Annotated in this window: 12 protein-coding genes and 3 rRNA genes; 10 read left to right on the plus strand and 5 right to left on the minus strand. The window is 42.1% G+C overall.

From position 1 onward, the window contains the following. Window positions 1–19: 19 nt before the first annotated feature. On the plus strand, window positions 20–1204 hold the full coding sequence (gene tuf, locus RB214_RS01400) for an elongation factor Tu (protein WP_024596766.1): 1185 nt from the start codon (window positions 20–22) through the stop codon (window positions 1202–1204). A gap of 486 nt (window positions 1205–1690) precedes the next feature. Here the strand turns inward: tuf and RB214_RS01405 are convergent, their stop codons facing one another. Then, window positions 1691–2551 carry a YicC/YloC family endoribonuclease gene (locus RB214_RS01405; protein WP_002958889.1) on the minus strand — a complete coding sequence of 287 codons (861 nt, stop codon included), beginning with the start codon at window positions 2549–2551 and terminating at the stop codon, window positions 1691–1693. Window positions 2552–2730: 179 nt separating this feature from the next. Here RB214_RS01405 and rph point away from each other — a divergent pair, with 179 nt between their 5' ends. The 6 genes from rph (at window position 2731) to rrf (ending at window position 10195) form a co-directional block, all read left to right on the plus strand. Beyond that, window positions 2731–3444, plus strand: coding sequence for a ribonuclease PH (gene rph / locus RB214_RS01410; protein WP_002958890.1), 714 nt, complete (start codon window positions 2731–2733; stop codon window positions 3442–3444). Window positions 3445–3462: 18 nt separating this feature from the next. Next, on the plus strand, window positions 3463–4107 hold the full coding sequence (gene pyrE, locus RB214_RS01415; RefSeq protein ID WP_002958891.1) for an orotate phosphoribosyltransferase: 645 nt from the start codon (window positions 3463–3465) through the stop codon (window positions 4105–4107). A 56-nt stretch (window positions 4108–4163) separates the two neighbouring features. Beyond that, window positions 4164–4544: a diacylglycerol kinase gene (locus tag RB214_RS01420; protein WP_002958892.1), complete on the plus strand. Its 381-nt coding sequence runs from the start codon at window positions 4164–4166 to the stop codon at window positions 4542–4544. Between the two features lie 609 nt (window positions 4545–5153). Further along, window positions 5154–6689 (plus strand): 16S ribosomal RNA (locus tag RB214_RS01425). A 297-nt stretch (window positions 6690–6986) separates the two neighbouring features. Then, window positions 6987–9876 (plus strand): 23S ribosomal RNA (locus RB214_RS01430). Between the two features lie 204 nt (window positions 9877–10080). Beyond that, window positions 10081–10195 (plus strand): 5S ribosomal RNA (gene rrf / locus RB214_RS01435). The 16S, 23S and 5S rRNA genes sit together here, the layout of an rRNA operon. A gap of 801 nt (window positions 10196–10996) precedes the next feature. Here rrf and RB214_RS01440 read toward each other — a convergent pair. The 4 genes from RB214_RS01440 to hslR all read right to left on the minus strand — a co-directional run bounded on the left by RB214_RS01440 (window position 10997) and on the right by hslR (window position 15391). After that, on the minus strand, window positions 10997–12118 hold the full coding sequence (locus RB214_RS01440; protein ID WP_294120242.1) for a PepSY domain-containing protein: 1122 nt from the start codon (window positions 12116–12118) through the stop codon (window positions 10997–10999). 182 nt (window positions 12119–12300) lie between these two features. Then, the gene (locus tag RB214_RS01445) at window positions 12301–13839 is read right to left on the minus strand and encodes a phosphoenolpyruvate carboxykinase (protein WP_024605970.1); all 1539 of its coding nucleotides are present in this window, start codon (window positions 13837–13839) and stop codon (window positions 12301–12303) included. A 271-nt stretch (window positions 13840–14110) separates the two neighbouring features. Further along, window positions 14111–14956 carry an Hsp33 family molecular chaperone HslO gene (gene hslO, locus RB214_RS01450; protein ID WP_002962025.1) on the minus strand — a complete coding sequence of 282 codons (846 nt, stop codon included), beginning with the start codon at window positions 14954–14956 and terminating at the stop codon, window positions 14111–14113. A gap of 12 nt (window positions 14957–14968) precedes the next feature. Continuing rightward, window positions 14969–15391, minus strand: coding sequence for a ribosome-associated heat shock protein Hsp15 (hslR, locus tag RB214_RS01455; protein WP_024605969.1), 423 nt, complete (start codon window positions 15389–15391; stop codon window positions 14969–14971). 209 nt (window positions 15392–15600) lie between these two features. On the opposite strand from hslR, the gene gspC reads away from it, so the two are divergent. From gspC to gspE, 3 genes are read left to right on the plus strand one after another with little or no spacing between them, the layout of a single operon-like run. Next, window positions 15601–16542 (plus strand): type II secretion system protein GspC, encoded by a 942-nt coding sequence (gene gspC, locus RB214_RS01460; RefSeq protein WP_024605968.1) that lies wholly within the window; start codon window positions 15601–15603, stop codon window positions 16540–16542. A 23-nt stretch (window positions 16543–16565) separates the two neighbouring features. Further along, window positions 16566–18629, plus strand: coding sequence for a type II secretion system secretin GspD (gene gspD, locus RB214_RS01465; RefSeq protein ID WP_039488559.1), 2064 nt, complete (start codon window positions 16566–16568; stop codon window positions 18627–18629). Continuing rightward, complete coding sequence (gspE, locus tag RB214_RS01470) at window positions 18622–20187, plus strand: type II secretion system ATPase GspE (RefSeq protein ID WP_002962032.1); 1566 nt, start codon at window positions 18622–18624, stop codon at window positions 20185–20187. Before gspD ends, gspE begins: the two co-directional genes overlap by 8 nt. Window position 20188 lies beyond the last annotated feature (1 nt).

The following is a 20188-nucleotide window of genomic DNA, read 5'->3' on the forward strand; positions in this document are numbered from 1 at the left end:
TTATTAGGAATTTTTTAAGATGGCAAAAGAAAAGTTTGAACGCGTAAAACCGCACGTAAACGTTGGTACAATCGGCCACGTTGACCACGGTAAAACTACACTAACTGCAGCAATCACTAACGTACTTGCAAAAGTATACGGCGGTGTTGCTAAAGATTTCGCATCAATCGATAACGCTCCAGAAGAGCGCGAACGTGGTATCACTATTTCAACGTCTCACGTTGAATACGATACACCTACACGTCACTACGCACACGTAGATTGTCCTGGTCACGCCGATTATGTTAAAAACATGATCACTGGTGCTGCTCAAATGGACGGCGCGATCTTAGTAGTTGCTGCGACAGATGGCCCTATGCCACAAACGCGTGAGCACATCCTTCTTTCTCGTCAGGTTGGCGTTCCTTACATCATCGTATTCATGAACAAATGTGACATGGTTGATGACGAAGAGCTACTTGAACTAGTAGAAATGGAAGTTCGTGAACTTCTTTCTGAATACGATTTCCCTGGTGATGACTTACCTCTAATCGCTGGTTCTGCGCTTAAAGCGTTAGAAGGCGAGAAAGAGTGGGAAGATAAGATTGTTGAGCTTGCAAACGCACTTGACTCTTACATCCCAGAGCCAGAGCGTGACATCGATAAGCCATTCATCATGCCTATCGAAGACGTTTTCTCAATCCAGGGTCGTGGTACTGTTGTAACTGGTCGTGTTGAAGCTGGTATCATCCGCATCAATGACGAAGTAGAAATTGTTGGTATCAATGATACAACTCGTTCTACTTGTACTGGTGTTGAAATGTTCCGTAAGCTTCTTGACGAAGGTCGTGCTGGCGAAAACATCGGTGCACTTCTACGTGGTACTAAGCGTGAAGACGTTGAACGTGGTCAAGTACTAGCTAAGCCTGGTTCAATCAACCCACATACTACATTCACTTCAGAAGTATACGTACTTTCTAAAGATGAAGGTGGTCGTCATACTCCATTCTTCAAAGGTTACCGTCCACAGTTCTACTTCCGTACAACTGACGTAACTGGTGACGTACAGTTACCAGAAGGCGTAGAAATGGTAATGCCTGGTGATAACATCAAGATGACAGTAACTCTAATCGCACCAATCGCGATGGATGAAGGTCTTCGTTTTGCTATCCGTGAAGGTGGTCGTACTGTAGGTGCTGGTGTTGTAGCAACTATCGTAGCGTAATTATTAGCCTAGCTAATTATTACCAAAAAGCCCGAGCTTAGTCTCGGGCTTTTTAATGTCTAAAATAAAGTACGATTTAAGATGCCGCTTTAACCTTAGGTGAAGATACTTGGTAACAATACTCAAAGTATCATTAGTGGTATTACTAAAAACCCGAGCTAAGCTCGGGTTTTTTAATGTCTAAAATAAAGTGCCATATGAAGGTGGTGCTCTTACTTCAGGTGTAGGTGCGTTTTAGTAACGTTCAAAGCGTAATTATTAGCCTAGCTAATTATTACCAAAAAGCCTGAGCTTCGTCTCGGGCTTTTTAATGTCTAAAATAAAGTACGATTTAAGATGCCGCTTTAACTTTAGGTGAAGATACTTGGTAACAATACTCAAAGTATTATTAGTGGTATTATTAGTGGTATTACTAGTGGTATTACTAAAAACCCGAGCTAAGCTCGGGTTTTGATAAGTTATGAATGTGTCATACTTAGCTGAAAACTATTCAATATTTTGAATTTGTTCTCTCATTTGTTCAATTAGTACTTTTAGCTCTACGGCTGCAGTAGTGATGTCACTATTGATAGACTTAGACGCTAGCGTGTTAGCTTCACGATTAAATTCTTGCATCATAAAATCTAAGCGGCGGCCACATGCACCTCCTTTTTTAAGGATTTTTTTAGTTTCTTTAACGTGAGACTTTAAGCGATCTAATTCTTCAGCCACATCTTGTTTTTGCGCAAGGTAAATTAGTTCTTGTTCAAGGCGTGACTCGTCAATGTTTGCTGTTAAGTCTTCTAGCTTTTGAGCAAGTTTTTCACGCTGCCATTTAGCAATCTCAGGCATATGCGTTTCTACAATTTCTACTTGCTCTAGAATTGCATCAAGGCGTATTGCTATCATTTCTTCAAGGTTTGCACCTTCATCGCCACGTGCAGATTTAAAATCTTCGATTACTTGATCAAGACCAGCTATTAATGCTGTATTAACGCTATCCATATCAAGCTCTTCTGCTTCCATAACGCCAGGCCAACGTAATATATCAACAGGGTTAATATCGCCATTACTTTGTTGTTGAACCCATTTAGCGCTATTTATTAGTTGTTCAGCAAGTGCTTGGTTAATTGATAGCTCGCCAACGTGGGCAGGATTTGCCACAAACTTTAAAAAGACCTCAACTTTACCGCGTTGTAAGTGTTTGCGTAAACGCTCACGGATAACTGGCTCCATGCCACGAAATTGCTCTGGTGCGCGTATAAATGTTTCAAGGTAACGCTGGTTTACTGAGCGAACTTCCCAAGTGCCAGTACCCCAATCGCCTTTTATTTCGCGACGCGCATAAGCTGTCATACTGTGGATCATGGATATTTTCCTAAATTTATAAATACAATATTATGATGATTATACCGTAACACTGCTTAAGCTCTAGGGAAAATTTAATACACTGAATATTTTGCATACAGCTATTTATTTAAATCAACATGGTATCTATACCCACATACACTTATAATGTCGCAAATTCTAAATTAAGAGGATCGTCAATGCGTCCAAGCGAAAGAACACCTAACCAAATTAGACCTGTTACATTTACACGTAATTATACTTTGCATGCTGAAGGCTCAGTACTTGTTGAGTTTGGTAACACCAAAGTACTTTGTACAGCTACTGTTGAATCGGGCGTTCCTCGTTTCATGAAAGGTCAGGGTAAAGGTTGGATCAATGCTGAATACGGTATGTTACCGCGAGCAACGCATACGCGTAATGCTCGAGAAGCTGCACGTGGTAAGCAGGGCGGTCGTACTATGGAAATTCAGCGCTTAATTGCACGTGCACTTCGTGCTGCTGTTGACTTAAAAGCACTTGGCGAAAACACAATTACCATTGACTGTGACGTTATTCAAGCTGACGGCGGTACACGTACTGCTTCTATAAGTGGTGCATGTGTTGCACTTGTTGATGCACTAACACATATGCGTGCAAAAGGTATGATTAATTCAAACCCACTTAAACATATGATTGCAGCTATTTCAGTTGGTATTTACAAAGGCCAAGCAATTAGCGATTTAGAATACATTGAAGATTCAGCAGCAGAGACTGATATGAACGTAATTTTAACCGAGACAGGTAAAATTATTGAAATTCAAGGTACAGCTGAAGGCGAACCTTTCTCGTTTGATGAGCTAGATGAGTTACTTACTTTAGCTAAACATTCTATTCGCGAAATTATTGACGTACAAAAGCAAGCATTAGCATAAATAGGTAGGCCACAAGATATGAAAGATTATCAAAAAGAGTTTATAGAATTTGCTCTAGAGAAGCAGGTGTTAAAATTTGGTGAGTTTACATTAAAGTCTGGACGCACAAGTCCTTACTTTTTTAATGCTGGTTTGTTTAATACTGGTCGAGACTTAGCGCGTTTAGGTCGCTTTTATGCATCGGCACTCGAAGATTCTGCTATAGAGTACGATGTATTATTTGGTCCTGCGTACAAAGGTATTCCAATAGCGACAACAACAGCGGTTGCCTTAGCGGATCATCATGATAAAGATGTACCTTACTGCTTTAATCGTAAAGAGAAAAAAGCACACGGTGAAGGCGGTACATTAGTAGGCTCAGAACTCAATGGTAAAATTATGCTAGTTGACGATGTAATTACTGCAGGTACTGCTATTCGTGAGTCGATGGAAATCATTGCACAAAATGGTGCTGACCTTAGTGGTGTTTTAATTGCGTTAGATCGCCAAGAAAAGGGTAAAGCTGAATTATCAGCTATTCAAGAAGTTGAGCGTGACTTTAATACCAAAGTGATTTCAATTGTAAAATTAGCTGATCTTATCAGTTACCTTGAAAGCCAAGGCACAATGGATGAGCATTTAGCCTCAGTTAAAGCTTACCGTGATCAATACGGCGTAGCATAAATAAAAAGCCTCGCAGTGCGGGGCTTTATTTTGACCTTCATTCATAGAGTTTATTAATGAAAGATGTATTAAAACCAAATGGCTTAGGCCTCAAGCGTGTTTTCAAAGCAACCTATTGCTCTTACCTTGGCTTTAAAGCAGCATTTAAAGAAGAAGCAGCATTTAGGCAAGAGCTACTATTAAGCCTTATATTATTTCCTATTTCATTTTGGCTTGCTTCATCACTATTGCACTGGGCAATACTAATTAGCTCATTGCTTATTATATTAATAGTTGAATTACTAAACTCCGCCATTGAAGCATTAACAGATCGAGTAAGTACAGAGTTACATGTATTGTCAGGTAGGGCCAAAGATATGGGATCTGCAGCCGTAACACTTTCATTAACGATCGTATTGATCATCTGGGGCGTAAGCCTCTATATGAAGATCGTTTAACTCTACTTCTAATATAAAATAGGTTTAAACCCCCTTAGTTGTTAATAATTTGATGGTTATGTTGTGTTTTTAACGCGTTTAGCTCAAATACTCAGCGAACAGCACATTATTTCAAGTTTTCTTCAAAAAAGGGTTGATCTGTTTTCGGATCTCCCTATAATGCGACCCCACTGAGACGGGATATGGCGACGCGCAGCGGACGAAGCATAGCGAGGCACGAACTACTCAGAGAGTTAAATAAAACTTCGGTTTTAAATCTTCTAAAAAGAAATTTTAAAACAAAGTGTTGACTCGAAAAATAAAGGGTGTATTATTCGCATCCCTTGAGACGCTAAAGCGACTCAAAACGTTCTTTAACAATATAAAGCAATCATCTGTGTGGGCACTCGTACAGATTGAGTTCTAACAGCCAAACTACTTAGGTAGCGAGGCAAACAAATTAGAGTCTCAATTAAAACTGAGTGACCATATGTTATTAAAAGATTCAGCCTTGAGCTGTTTTGATTTCACTTTTTTAAAAGTGAAAATAATAACGCACAGTCAATTCGTTTTTGGCAACAAAAACAAAAATTCAGAATTCATTGAGCTGTCGAAAGACATAAAACTTTTTAATTGAAGAGTTTGATCATGGCTCAGATTGAACGCTGGCGGCAGGCCTAACACATGCAAGTCGAGCGGTAACAGAGAGTAGCTTGCTACTTTGCTGACGAGCGGCGGACGGGTGAGTAATGCTTGGGAACATGCCTTGAGGTGGGGGACAACAGTTGGAAACGACTGCTAATACCGCATAATGTCTACGGACCAAAGGGGGCTTCGGCTCTCGCCTTTAGATTGGCCCAAGTGGGATTAGCTAGTTGGTGAGGTAATGGCTCACCAAGGCGACGATCCCTAGCTGGTTTGAGAGGATGATCAGCCACACTGGGACTGAGACACGGCCCAGACTCCTACGGGAGGCAGCAGTGGGGAATATTGCACAATGGGCGCAAGCCTGATGCAGCCATGCCGCGTGTGTGAAGAAGGCCTTCGGGTTGTAAAGCACTTTCAGTCAGGAGGAAAGGTTAGTAGTTAATACCTGCTAGCTGTGACGTTACTGACAGAAGAAGCACCGGCTAACTCCGTGCCAGCAGCCGCGGTAATACGGAGGGTGCGAGCGTTAATCGGAATTACTGGGCGTAAAGCGTACGCAGGCGGTTTGTTAAGCGAGATGTGAAAGCCCCGGGCTCAACCTGGGAACTGCATTTCGAACTGGCAAACTAGAGTGTGATAGAGGGTGGTAGAATTTCAGGTGTAGCGGTGAAATGCGTAGAGATCTGAAGGAATACCGATGGCGAAGGCAGCCACCTGGGTCAACACTGACGCTCATGTACGAAAGCGTGGGGAGCAAACGGGATTAGATACCCCGGTAGTCCACGCCGTAAACGATGTCTACTAGAAGCTCGGAGCCTCGGTTCTGTTTTTCAAAGCTAACGCATTAAGTAGACCGCCTGGGGAGTACGGCCGCAAGGTTAAAACTCAAATGAATTGACGGGGGCCCGCACAAGCGGTGGAGCATGTGGTTTAATTCGATGCAACGCGAAGAACCTTACCTACACTTGACATACAGAGAACTTACCAGAGATGGTTTGGTGCCTTCGGGAACTCTGATACAGGTGCTGCATGGCTGTCGTCAGCTCGTGTTGTGAGATGTTGGGTTAAGTCCCGCAACGAGCGCAACCCCTATCCTTAGTTGCTAGCAGGTAATGCTGAGAACTCTAAGGAGACTGCCGGTGATAAACCGGAGGAAGGTGGGGACGACGTCAAGTCATCATGGCCCTTACGTGTAGGGCTACACACGTGCTACAATGGCGCATACAGAGTGCTGCGAACTCGCGAGAGTAAGCGAATCACTTAAAGTGCGTCGTAGTCCGGATTGGAGTCTGCAACTCGACTCCATGAAGTCGGAATCGCTAGTAATCGCGTATCAGAATGACGCGGTGAATACGTTCCCGGGCCTTGTACACACCGCCCGTCACACCATGGGAGTGGGTTGCTCCAGAAGTAGATAGTCTAACCCTCGGGAGGACGTTTACCACGGAGTGATTCATGACTGGGGTGAAGTCGTAACAAGGTAGCCCTAGGGGAACCTGGGGCTGGATCACCTCCTTATACGATTTAGAACTTATTTGTTCGTAGTGTCCACACAGATGATTGTTAATTAGTGCGTGTCCTTCGGGATAACTAATTAATATGCTCTTTAAAAATTTGGAAAAGCTGATAATAAAATTCTGATAGATACATTGTATTTATCAAGAGTTTTCAAAAGTAAAAAAAGAATGGTAGCAGTACCATTCAGTGCCATTTAATTAACGTTTTACGTTGATTGATTGGTATCTACTTTAGTATTCAATATTAACTTCTGGCGAAGTTAAACTGTCACGAAACAAAGACCCGTTTGGGTTGTATGGTTAAGTGACTAAGCGTACACGGTGGATGCCTTGGCAGTTGGAGGCGATGAAGGACGTATTAACTTGCGATAAGCCTAGTCAAGCTAGTAAAAAGCGCTTGAGACTAGGATTTCCGAATGGGGAAACCCACCTGCTTGCAGGTATCGTTAACTGAATACATAGGTTAACGAGGCGAACGCGGAGAACTGAAACATCTAAGTACCCGTAGGAAAAGAAATCAACCGAGATTCCGAAAGTAGCGGCGAGCGAAATCGGAACAGCCCTTAAGCTTATTATGTGTTAATGGAAGGCTCTGGAAAGTGCCACGATACAGGGTGATAGTCCCGTACATGAAAAGACATTTTAAGTGAAATCGAGTAGGTCGGAGCACGTGAAACTTTGACTGAATATAGGTGGACCATCATCTAAGGCTAAATACTCCCAACTGACCGATAGTGAACCAGTACCGTGAGGGAAAGGCGAAAAGAACCCCTGTGAGGGGAGTGAAATAGAACCTGAAACCGTGTACGTACAAGCAGTAGGAGCCCACTTGTTGGGTGACTGCGTACCTTTTGTATAATGGGTCAGCGACTTATATTTTGTAGCGAGGTTAACCGAATAGGGTAGCCGTAGGGAAACCGAGTCTTAACTGGGCGACTAGTTGCAAGGTATAGACCCGAAACCCGGTGATCTAGCCATGGGCAGGTTGAAGGTTGAGTAACATCAACTGGAGGACCGAACCCACTAACGTTGAAAAGTTAGGGGATGACCTGTGGCTAGGAGTGAAAGGCTAATCAAACCGGGAGATAGCTGGTTCTCCCCGAAATCTATTTAGGTAGAGCCTCGGACGAATACTTACGGGGGTAGAGCACTGTTAAGGCTAGGGGGTCATCCCGACTTACCAACCCTTTGCAAACTCCGAATACCGTAAAGTAATATCCGGGAGACACACGGCGGGTGCTAACGTCCGTCGTGAAGAGGGAAACAACCCAGACCGCCAGCTAAGGTCCCAAAGTCATAGTTAAGTGGGAAACGATGTGGAAAGGCCCAGACAGCCAGGAGGTTGGCTTAGAAGCAGCCATCCTTTAAAGAAAGCGTAATAGCTCACTGGTCGAGTCGGTCTGCGCGGAAGATGTAACGGGGCTAAACTATGCACCGAAGCTGCGGATTCAGAATTTATTCTGAGTGGTAGGGGAGCGTTCTGTAAGCGGTTGAAGGTGTACCGGGAGGTATGCTGGACGTATCAGAAGTGCGAATGCTGACATGAGTAACGATAATGGGAGTGAAAAACTCCCACGCCGGAAGACCAAGGGTTCCTATCCCATGTTAATCAGGGTAGGGTAAGTCGACCCCTAAGGCGAGGCCGAAAGGCGTAGTCGATGGGAAACAGATTAATATTTCTGTACTCGATATAATTGCGATGGGGGGACGGAGCAGGCTAAACAAGCATGGCGTTGGTAGTCCATGTGAAAGTGAGTAGGTTGGTGACTTAGGTAAATCCGGGTTGCTATTAAGACTGAGACACGAGACGAGTCACCACGGTGATGAAGTTGTTGATGCCATACTTCCAGGAAAAGCCTCTAAGCTTCAGATTATATGGAATCGTACCCCAAACCGACACAGGTGGTCAGGTAGAGAATACTAAGGCGCTTGAGAGAACTCGGGTGAAGGAACTAGGCAAAATCGTACCGTAACTTCGGGAGAAGGTACGCTCCTATCTGTGATGAGACTTGCTCTCTAAGCGGACGGGAGCCGCAGTGACCAGGTGGCTGGGACTGTTTATTAAAAACACAGCACTGTGCAAAATCGCAAGATGACGTATACGGTGTGACACCTGCCCGGTGCCGGAAGGTTAATTGATGGGGTTATCCTTAGGGAGGAGCTCTTGATCGAAGCCCCGGTAAACGGCGGCCGTAACTATAACGGTCCTAAGGTAGCGAAATTCCTTGTCGGGTAAGTTCCGACCTGCACGAATGGTGTAACCATGGCCACGCTGTCTCCACCCGAGACTCAGTGAAATTGAAATCGCAGTGAAGATGCTGTGTACCCGCGGCTAGACGGAAAGACCCCGTGAACCTTTACTACAGCTTGGCACTGAACATTGAACCTACATGTGTAGGATAGGTGGGAGACTTTGAAGCAGCGACGCTAGTTGTTGTGGAGTCGTCCTTGAAATACCACCCTTGTAGTTTTGATGTTCTAACGTTGGCCCCTGAATCGGGGTTACGGACAGTGCCTGGTGGGTAGTTTGACTGGGGCGGTCTCCTCCTAAAGAGTAACGGAGGAGCACGAAGGTTGGCTAAGTACGGTCGGACATCGTACGGTTAGTGTAATGGTAGAAGCCAGCTTAACTGCGAGACAGACACGTCGAGCAGGTACGAAAGTAGGTCATAGTGATCCGGTGGTTCTGAATGGAAGGGCCATCGCTCAACGGATAAAAGGTACTCCGGGGATAACAGGCTGATACCGCCCAAGAGTTCATATCGACGGCGGTGTTTGGCACCTCGATGTCGGCTCATCACATCCTGGGGCTGAAGTCGGTCCCAAGGGTATGGCTGTTCGCCATTTAAAGTGGTACGCGAGCTGGGTTTAGAACGTCGTGAGACAGTTCGGTCCCTATCTGCCGTGGGCGTTTGAGAATTGAGAGGGGTTGCTCCTAGTACGAGAGGACCGGAGTGAACGAACCGCTGGTGTTCGGGTTGTCATGCCAATGGCATTGCCCGGTAGCTACGTTCGGAACTGATAAGCGCTGAAAGCATCTAAGCGCGAAGCAGGCCTCGAGATGAGTTCTCACTAGACTTTTAAAGTCTCTGAAGGGCCGTTGAAGACTACAACGTTGATAGGCAAGATGTGGAAGTGGTGTGAGCCATTAAGCTAACTTGTACTAATTACCCGTGAGGCTTAACCATACAACGCCAAACGCGTTTTATGCGACAGTTTGACAGAAGTTAATATGACTAAAGTAGAAATTACTGAAAAGACTTAAAAAATATTATCAGATATTTTCCAAATTAAAGAGGTGACTCTTAGCGCGTAGCGTTAAAGTTGAGGCACCTTGCGCAAAGAAAATGGTAGCACTACGTGCTTGTCATTGATTCTTTGCACCCAATTTGCTTGGTGACAATAGCGTTTTGGACCCACCTGACTCCATGCCGAACTCAGTAGTGAAACGAAACAGCGCCGATGATAGTGTAGCATTTGCTATGTGAAAGTAGGACATTACCAGGCTTCAAATTAAAGAAACCCGTTACAGCAATGTGACGGGTTTTTTGCTGTCTGGGATTTAGTAAATAGCCAAGAGCCCAAACCGCACTCAGTAGTGAAACAAAACAGCTCGAAGGCGAGACCCATTGAAGGCCGCCCTGACACAAAGAGAGTGTAGCATTTGCTATGTGACTTTCTACCGCTGTGGGCACTACGACACCACCAAGCTTCAAATTGTAGAGAGCCCGACTAGAAATAGTCGGGCTTTTTTACGTCTGAAGAAAAGTAAAATACGCGCAATTAACACACACTCACATCAACACCCATCACGTAGGTCGGGCGATCGTAGCGACTCCCGACGTCAAAAGCATTAAAAACCTTCGCTCGACAATGAGTGGTAGCATTTGTACTGTGGGTAAATAATACCAATTGGTTTAACATCTGACCTAATATAAAAGCGTTAATTATCTGGTCTTGTGATAAGTATTGAACATGATCTTTAAGCCTTTATATACGCTTTGGGTAGGTTACTGAAGAGAATAAAAGTAGTTATGCAGAGGTTGATATAGAGGTTCACGCATAGAACTTAAATCTAATGGGCATGAGGTTTTTAAATAATAGTGTTCATGGAGTGCCTATCTAAACTTGCAGTATTAACTACCCTTCATTAATTGTTTTATAGCCAGATAAGCGGTTAGGGGCTGCTTTAATTTCATATGTACTGAGCGTTATTAATTTTTAATCCTAAGATTAACGAAGGCCATATACTTTATATTAAAAACTATCGACAAGACTTACTGAAAAGCAATTCATGTACTCCTTCAACTAAAGTTTATTTTGTATTCTCTTGGTTCTAACTAACCACCTATATACGCCAATAAAGAACAATGCAGCAGATCCGAAGCCACTTAACACCCAAATGACTTTTAAAATGTTACCGCCAATGCTGCCGTCATGTAGAGGGTGCATCCAGTTTTTTATTTTACTAGTCGTACTTTGCTTATCTATATTAAACACGCTCTCTAACTTTCCTGTAAGTGCATTAACCTCTATATAGCTATGTGGAAAGCGATACGAAGGATCGTTTACAGTTTGAAATCTTAATCTGTAAATAGCATTTAAGTTTGATGGTGTTTCAATCCAAGCTAAACGCGCATTCGGTAATGCTTTTTCAGCTATTAATACCGCTTGTGATAAAGGAATATCGGTTTGTTTGCTCGGTTGAATTTGTGTTTTTGGTGGGGAGTTTATATCGCTAACTAGAGCGGTTAATATAGGATCTGTTTGTTTTGGAATAGCGAGCATAACACCTGTAACAGTTAAAGCTAGTAGCGGTATGCAGAAGGTTAAACCAATTAGTTTATGCCAGTCGTATAGCAAACCTATTTTAGAGCTACGAGATTTAAATTTTAGTGCCTTTACCCACTGCCCAGGCTTTGGAAACCAAGCAAAGAACCCAGAGATAAGAAGAACTATTGAGGCTATGCCTATATAGCCAACGACGAGAGTGCCCGTTGCTCCTGTTAGTAATGAAAAATGTAAGTTGTACATCCAAGTTACTAAGTATTTTCCCCAATAATTTTTACGTATTACTTTATCACTACTGCTAGATAGCCATACCATTAAGGGGGCAAAGCCTTGCTCTTTTGTTTCTATTGGATTGTAGTATCGCGCGGGAATTACTGAGTTTATACCTGTGTTTTCTAATCGCCATGGCCCTTGCTTTGAAGGGAAATTGGCTCTTAGCGTATTATATGCTTGATCCCAATTAGGCGTTTTTATGTTTGTAGTAGCGTCATTTGCTGGATTTAGCAGTAAGTCTATTTGCGGATAGTAAACTAATATAGAGCCAGAAAGAGTGATAATAGTAAGTAAAACACCTACTGATAGGCCTAAGTATAAATGTAACCGCCTGAATGTTTTTCGCCATGAAAGCTTTAGTGTCATTAATTAAATAGCCGTAATGAGTAATGCAGGTTTATTGGGTATAAAGGAATGATTAATTACGCGGTATATTATATGGTTTTTGATATGAGTTGTGCGGCATTTTGTCGCACTTAGTAAATTAGGTATTTAGAAAGTAAAACGCCAGCCCTTGGCTGGCGTTAGAATACAAGCTTGAAGCTTATTTAAGCTTTAGGCCCTGCATTTTTTATATCGTCAGATACGTCATACTTAGCAAAGTTTTCAGTGAAGTCAGCGGCAAGTTTTGCTGCATATTCATTGTACTTAGCTTTATCTTCCCACGTATTTATAGGATTAAGTAAGTTAGTATCTACACCTGGAACTGCTACCGGTACATCTAGGTTTAAAACATCAATGTGCTGAGTTTCAACACCGGCTAATTTACCAGATACGATTGCATCAACTACTGCGCGAGTAGTCGGAATATCAAAGCGCTTACCTGTGCCGTAAGGACCGCCAGTCCAACCTGTATTTACAAGGTATACTTTAGCGCCAAACTCGCGTACACGCTTCATAAGAAGCTCAGCGTAAACACCAGCAGGACGTGGGAAGAATGGCGCACCAAAGCAGGTTGAAAACGTTGATTCAATATCGCTAGTAGAGCCAATCTCAGTTGAGCCAACTTTAGCTGTGTATCCACTTAAGAAGTGAAAGGCAGCCGCTTCTTCGCTAAGAACAGATACCGGTGGTAATACACCGCTTACATCACAAGTTAAAAATACAACAGCTTTTGGTTCGCCTGCGCGGTTTTCAATTTTACGTTTTTCAACATGTTCAAGTGGATATGCTGCACGGCTATTTTGAGTAAGGCTAGTATCGTTAAAATCTGGAACGCCTTTTTCATCTAGCACTACATTCTCTAAAATAGTACCAAAGCGAATTGCATTCCAAATTACAGGTTCGTTCTTTTGTGACAGGTCGATACATTTAGCATAGCAACCGCCTTCAATATTAAACACGCTTCCAGGTGCCCAACCGTGTTCGTCATCACCAATTAAAAAGCGAGTAGGATCTGCTGAAAGAGTTGTTTTGCCCGTACCAGATAAACCGAAGAATAATGCTGTATCGCCTGCTTCACCAACGTTAGCAGAACAGTGCATTGGTAATACACCTTTTGCTGGTAGTAGGAAGTTTTGTACAGAAAACATCGATTTTTTCATTTCACCGGCGTAGCGCATACCTGCTAGTAATACTTTACGCTGTGCAAAGTTAATAATAACGGTGCCATCGCTATTTGTGCCATCACGTTCCGGCTCGCATACAAACGAAGGAACGTTCATTACTTGCCATTGTGGTAAGTTTGAAGCGTTATAGTTTTGTGGTTCGATAAACATGTTTTTGGCAAAAATATGGTGCCACGCTGTTTCTGTAGTTACGACTACAGGTAGATAATGCTCAGGGTCAGCGCCAACTTCTAGGTGAGAGGTGAAGTGGTCATTACTTTGAACATGTGCTTCTACGCGAGCCCATAATGCGTCAAATTTTTCTGCATCAAATGGGCGGTTAACGTTGCCCCATTGAATGTCATCTTGAGTTGTCGCTTCTTGAACAATAAAACGATCTTTTGGTGAACGGCCAGTTCGTTTTCCTGTAATTGCAACAAAAGCACCATTTGCGGCTAAAGTACCTTCGCCACGGCGGATCGCATGCTCGACAAGTTCAGCTGCGGTTAAATCGACAAAACGTGTAGCGCCTGTAGTCATGTTTATACCTAACTATAATGTGTGAGAGTTTGAACGGGATAGCTCTGGGGTTATCAGTGCCCTTAAGCTGAAATTATAGTAACAGAAGGTTTTGAGATATTCGAGCCCGTAAAGCCTCTAAAAACACATATATTTGCTAAAAAACATGAATAATTTCAATGATACCGGTGTCAGTAAATTAACAAAATTCATGACACCGGTATCATCTTTTTATAATATAAAACCGCATATTTTGCGGCTTTAATTACTATATATAAATGAAGCTGAACATTTAGTTGAAAATGCTTTTTATGTCTTGTTCGTTAAAAACATACTCTTTTAAACAGTAATGACAGTTAATGTTAACAGTCCCTTTCTCAGCTACATCTTTGAGTAGTTCTTCTTGTCCAATATTAACAAGTGCAGTAATTGTTTTATCACGACTACAACCACATTTGAATTTAATAGCTTGAGGTTCAAATACGCGAGGATTATCTTCGTGATAAAGACGTGTAAGAACAGTGTTCGCATCTAAGTGTAACAACTCTTCATTTTTAATCGTGTTACTTAATGCTTCTAGGTGTGCAAAGTCTTCAATTGATTTTTGTTTATCAACTGGAAGCACTTGTAAAAATAGACCACATGCTTTTGCGCTACCTTCAGTAGTGTCAGTTGCAAACCAAAGACGTGTTTTTAGCTGCTCAGATTGCTCAAAGTAACTTTCGATACATTCACTAAGAGTATCATGCTCTAGCGGCACTATACCCTGGTAGCGCTCACCTTTTTCAGGGGTAATAGTGATTACCATATAGCCTTGGCCAATAAGCTCTTTTACAGTTGTGCCCGTAATTTCGCTTTGCAGGCGTGCAATGCCACGCATATTTTGTTTGTCATCACCATTTATAACAGCATATTTAACTGGGCCATCACCTTGAAGCTGTACAGCAATTTCACCTTCAAACTTTAAGGTGGCAGTAAGTAAACAGGTTGCAACGAGTAACTCACCAAGTAATGCTTTAACAGGGTCTGGGTAATTATGGTCGGCAATCATTTCATTATAAGCACTCTCGATTTGTACGAGTTCGCCACGAACATCTAGTTCGTTGAATAAATAACGGTGAAGTAAATCTTGTTGCATGAGCGGCTATACCTAACTTGATTTCATTTTTAAAAGTTCGCGTCTTTGCTTTTTATCCGGTTTTTTATCCGGATGGGGGGCAAAAAAGCTGTTATTTTTGCGTGCGATGCTGTTCTCTTCGCGTTTAGCAATACTGGCATCAGATTCTTGATACATGGTCTGTGCAATGGGGGCGCTTTGGCGTTTTTCAAGCACTGAGAGTATGGTTATCAGCTTTTCATCTACTCCTTGTGCAAGTTTTATGTTTGCGCCAACTTCTACTATTTTACTCGCTTTTGTACGTTGTCCATTATAATGCACTTTGCCGCCTTGTACCATTTCACGTGCAATAGCACGAGTTTTATAAAATCGCGCAGCCCACAACCATTTATCTAATCGAACTTTTAACCCATCCGCATGGTCTGGGTTGGTATTAGCGTTACTTTTTTTACTCATAAGGCATTTCCCCACGTTTTATAGCTTAAAATTTATCATGAAATCATCGTAGGATGAAGGTATTACAATAGCCGTTTACTTTTTATACGGTTATGTAAAGTTAATTTAATCTGTTTACAAAGTTTAATATTAGTGTGCTTGTTGAAAGAAAAATGAAAGGGTACTATGGGTACGCGCTAACGCAGTAAATTAAAATAAGAACACTATTTATGGAACAGCAAATCCAACAACTAAAACAATTTTTAACTCGTTTACCGCATGCTAAGTTAAGTGCATTAGTGACACTCTTAGTTGTTGTTTATCTTGCATTTTTATTATCAAAACTAGTTTGGCTTTTATGGCCAAAACCACCGATAACTCTGCTTACCCCTAGCCATCATGCTAATCAGACATCTGGTGCGAGTAATAACTCTGCGAAGCATATTGTTGAGCAATTCTTATTTGGTAAAAAAACTGTAACAAACAACAATAATACTGCAAAGCAATCGCAGGTTATAAACAACGCGCCAGAAACACGCCTAAGTATAAATTTAACCGGTATTGTAGCGGTTAATAACGATGATAAAGCAGGTATCGCAATTATTGAATCACAAGGTAAGCAAGTAAGCTATCTTGTTGAAGAAGTTGTATTAGGCACGCGTGCTGAAGTAGCACAAATATTACCAGATCGCGTTATTTTGAATGTTAATGGGCGTTTTGAGACATTGATGCTTGATGGGCTCGATTTTAATAAAACGGTATCTATGCCAGTACTCGCTGCCCGTGATGATGCTGAAATGGGTCCGCAAAAAGTAGAGCCAAGTGAACTACAAATAGATGCTACTGCAGATCCAGACGTTAAAGAAGCAATTATAGAAACACGTGAAGAACTGCTCGAAGAGCCAGGCAAATTATTTGACTATATACGTGTTTCACAAGCTATGAATGATGGCGAACTAATCGGATATCGTTTAAGTCCAGGTAAAGAGCCTGAACTGTTTAAACAAATGGGATTAAAAAATAACGATTTGGCTATTTCTATAAATGGCTATCAATTAACAGATTTAAAACAGGCTATGTCAGCTATCAACGAGCTGCGTAATAGTACAGATGCCAATATCACTATAGAACGTGATGGTGAACAAATCGATGTGCAATTTAGTCTGCAATAATTTAGCTTTGGAGTTTTAATATAATGGTTCAGGTGCTACACCTCAAAAAAATTAAAAAAGGGTTAGCTAAGTACGCAGCACTTTTTTTGGCGGCAAGTATTTCTTTGTCTGTTTCTGCTGTTGAATATGCTGCTAACTTTAAAGGAACTGATATCAACGAGTTTATTAATATTGTTGGTAAAAACCTTAATAAAACAGTGATTATTGACCCTAACGTGCGCGGCAAAGTAAATGTTCGCAGCTATGAGTTAATGGACGAAGCACTTTATTATCAGTTCTTCTTAAATGTATTGGAAGTTTATGGCTACTCAGCTGTTGAAATGGACAATGGCATAATTAAGATAGAAAAAAGTTCAGACGCCAAAAAATCAAATGTACCACTTATTGACGAAGGTAGTGAAGCTAGCGGCGACATGATGATTACACGTGTTGTACGTGTTAAAAATGTAAGTGTACAAGAGCTTGGCCCTTTGGTTCGTCAATTTAGCGATCAAAAAGATGGTGGCCACGTTGCCAACTTTAATGCGGCTAACGTTATGATGCTAACGGGTCATGCAGCATCGGTTAATCGCTTAGTTGAGATCATTCGCTCTGTTGATCAGGCGGGTGACAAGCGTGTAGACATCGTTAAGCTTAAATATGCGACGGCAGATGATGTTGTCTCTGTGGTAGATAATATTTATAAAGACAGCGGTAAAGGCAGTGTACCTGAATTCTTAATTCCAAAAGTTGTGGCTGATGGCCGAACTAATAGCGTTATTGTAAGTGGTGAAGGCCAAGCACGTACACGTGCTATTGAGCTCATTAAGCGCTTAGATGGTGAGCTAGAAAGCCAAGGTAACACCAAGGTGTTTTACTTAAATTATGCTAAAGCTGAAGATTTGGTCAAAGTATTGCAGGGTGTTAGTAAGTCCCTTGTTGAAGATGCACAAGGCGGTACTACTAAAACTCGTAGCAGAAGCAATAATGAAAGCAGTATAGAGTCTCACCCTGACTCAAACTCATTAATTATTACCGCACAGCCAGACACAATGCGATCACTTGAATCTGTAATTGAACGCCTTGATATTCGCCGTGCCCAAGTACTAGTTGAAGCCATTATTATTGAAGTAATGGAAGGCGACGGGGTTAACTTAGGCCTGCAGTGGATTTCTGAGCAGGGCGGTATGTTGCAGTTTAACAACGGCACTACGGTTCCCGTGGGTTCATTAGCTGTTGCTGCAGAGCAAGCACAAGATACAACCGTAACTAAAACTATCATTGGTACAGAAACTGGAACCGTTACTAGTTATGACGAAACGACTGAGGGTGACTATGATGCGCTTGCTTCATTGCTAAGTGGCATTAATGGTTTAGCGCTGGGCGTTGTTAAAAATGATTGGGGCGCAATTATTCAGGCTGTTGCCACTGATACAAATTCAAATATATTGGCTACCCCTTCTATTACTACAATGGATAACGAAGAAGCCTCTATTTTAGTCGGTCAAGAAGTGCCTATTATTACAGGCTCACAAACGGGCAGTAATAATGCTAACCCATTTCAAACAGTTGAGCGTCAAGAAGTCGGTATTAAACTGATAGTTACGCCACAGATTAACGATGGCTCTGCAGTACAACTTACTATTGAGCAAGAAGTATCGAGTGTAAGTGGTGCAACTGCTGTTGATATTTCAGTTAATAAACGTGCAATTAAAACAACGGTTATGGCCGATGATGGCGGTATGGTTGTACTTGGCGGTTTAATTGACGAAGACGTACAAGAAAGTGTTTCTAAGGTACCGTTATTAGGCGATATCCCTATTTTAGGTCACCTGTTTAGATCAACAAATACAACGCGTCGTAAGCGTAATCTTATTGTATTTATTCGGCCAACCATTATTCGTGATGGCGTAAGCATGAATAAGTTAAGCTTTAATAAATATAACTTTATTCGTGGTGAGCAGTTTAAACAAAAAGAAGACGGTATTGAGTTAATGCCAATGACAGATACGCCTATTTTACCTGAGTGGAATGACGAACTAGTACTTCCACCTACGTATGAAGAGTCTCTACGTAAACAAAATGCACAAGAGCGTAAAGATGACTAATGCGATTCAAGAGATAAACCAAGATGTGGTTCATCCTCAAACGCATAATCAGGATGAGCTATTAACGAGTGATGTGTTAGTTGAGTTACCAGCAAAGCGTTTGCCATTTTCCTATGCAAGACGCGCAGGTGTGTTGCTTGGTAAAAACAAAGATCATCGTATAGTTTACTACCGTGGTGAGCTAGATGTGGAAGTACTATTAGAAGTACGCCGTATCGCAGGCCATGGTTTTACACTTGAGCAATTGGATGATGATAAATTTGAGTTATTGCTTGAAGCGTCATACCAACGTGATAGCTCTGAAACACAACAAATGATGGAAGATATTGGCAACGAGGTTGATTTATTCTCGCTTGCTGATGAGCTCCCGCAAACGGAAGATTTACTTGCTGGTGACGATGATGCGCCAATCATCAAGCTTATTAATGCCATGCTAAGTGAAGCGATTAAAGAAGGGGCTTCTGATATTCATATCGAAACCTTCGAGCAAGAGCTTGTTATTCGCTTTAGGGTCGATGGCGTGCTTAAAGAAGTGCTTAAGCCTAATCGTAAACTTGCATCGTTACTTGTATCTCGTATTAAAGTAATGGCTAAGCTTGATATAGCTGAAAAACGTATTCCACAAGATGGTCGTATTAGTTTACGTATTGCTGGGCGTGCAGTTGATGTGCGTGTATCTACAATGCCATCGAGCTTTGGTGAGCGCGTAGTACTGCGTTTACTTGACAAAAATAACGCGCGCTTAAACCTTGAAGATTTAGGTATGACCGCAGAAAATCGCGCATTGTTTTCAGATTTAATTAGTAAACCCCACGGCATTATTTTGGTAACAGGGCCTACGGGCTCTGGTAAAAGTACCACTTTATACGCTGGTATGAGCCAAATTAACTCACGCGATCGTAATATTCTTACCGTTGAAGATCCGATAGAGTACGAAATTCCAGGCATTGGGCAAACACAAGTTAATGCAAAAGTTGATATGACATTTGCACGTGGTTTACGTGCAATATTACGTCAAGATCCTGATGTAGTAATGGTGGGTGAAATACGCGACCTTGAAACTGCGCAAATTGGTGTTCAAGCGTCACTTACCGGTCACCTTGTTATGTCTACTCTGCATACAAATACCGCATCGGGTGCAATTACACGTATGGAAGATATGGGTGTTGAACCCTTCTTACTTTCATCGTCGTTACTCGGTGTGTTGTCGCAACGTTTAGTACGTACGTTATGTAATACCTGTAAAGAAGGTCACACGGCTGATGAGCATGAATGCCAGCTGTTAGGGGTTCCTTTTGAAAGCCAACCGACAATCTATCGAGCTGTGGGGTGTGAAGAGTGTAACTTTAATGGTTACCGTGGTCGTACAGGTATTCATGAGTTACTTGTAGTTGATGAAACCATACGCGAAATGATTCACAACGGTAAAGGCGAGCAAAGCGTAGAAAAATACATTCGTAAGCGCAGCCCAAGTATTCGCCAAGATGGGTGTAGCCGTGTACTGGCAGGCAAAACAACGCTTGAAGAAGTATTGCGTGTTACCCGTGAGGAAGGTTAAC

The organism is Pseudoalteromonas sp. HL-AS1 (assembly GCF_031198785.1).
Lineage (GTDB): Bacteria > Pseudomonadota > Gammaproteobacteria > Enterobacterales > Alteromonadaceae > Pseudoalteromonas > Pseudoalteromonas distincta.

What these genes read in the sequence shown, in the direction of transcription:
- hslR (WP_024605969.1), bottom strand. Translation starts at nt 15,391, where the DNA reads ATGAGTAAAAAAAGTAACGCTAATACCAACCCAGACCATGCGGATGGG.
- RB214_RS01440 (WP_294120242.1), bottom strand. Translation starts at nt 12,118, where the DNA reads ATGACACTAAAGCTTTCATGGCGAAAAACATTCAGGCGGTTACATTTA.
- RB214_RS01405 (WP_002958889.1), bottom strand. Translation starts at nt 2,551, where the DNA reads ATGATCCACAGTATGACAGCTTATGCGCGTCGCGAAATAAAAGGCGAT.
- RB214_RS01420 (WP_002958892.1), top strand. Translation starts at nt 4,164, where the DNA reads ATGAAAGATGTATTAAAACCAAATGGCTTAGGCCTCAAGCGTGTTTTC.
- gspD (WP_039488559.1), top strand. Translation starts at nt 16,566, where the DNA reads ATGGTTCAGGTGCTACACCTCAAAAAAATTAAAAAAGGGTTAGCTAAG.
- pyrE (WP_002958891.1), top strand. Translation starts at nt 3,463, where the DNA reads ATGAAAGATTATCAAAAAGAGTTTATAGAATTTGCTCTAGAGAAGCAG.
- hslO (WP_002962025.1), bottom strand. Translation starts at nt 14,956, where the DNA reads ATGCAACAAGATTTACTTCACCGTTATTTATTCAACGAACTAGATGTT.
- tuf (WP_024596766.1), top strand. Translation starts at nt 20, where the DNA reads ATGGCAAAAGAAAAGTTTGAACGCGTAAAACCGCACGTAAACGTTGGT.
- gspE (WP_002962032.1), top strand. Translation starts at nt 18,622, where the DNA reads ATGACTAATGCGATTCAAGAGATAAACCAAGATGTGGTTCATCCTCAA.
- rph (WP_002958890.1), top strand. Translation starts at nt 2,731, where the DNA reads ATGCGTCCAAGCGAAAGAACACCTAACCAAATTAGACCTGTTACATTT.
- gspC (WP_024605968.1), top strand. Translation starts at nt 15,601, where the DNA reads ATGGAACAGCAAATCCAACAACTAAAACAATTTTTAACTCGTTTACCG.
- RB214_RS01445 (WP_024605970.1), bottom strand. Translation starts at nt 13,839, where the DNA reads ATGACTACAGGCGCTACACGTTTTGTCGATTTAACCGCAGCTGAACTT.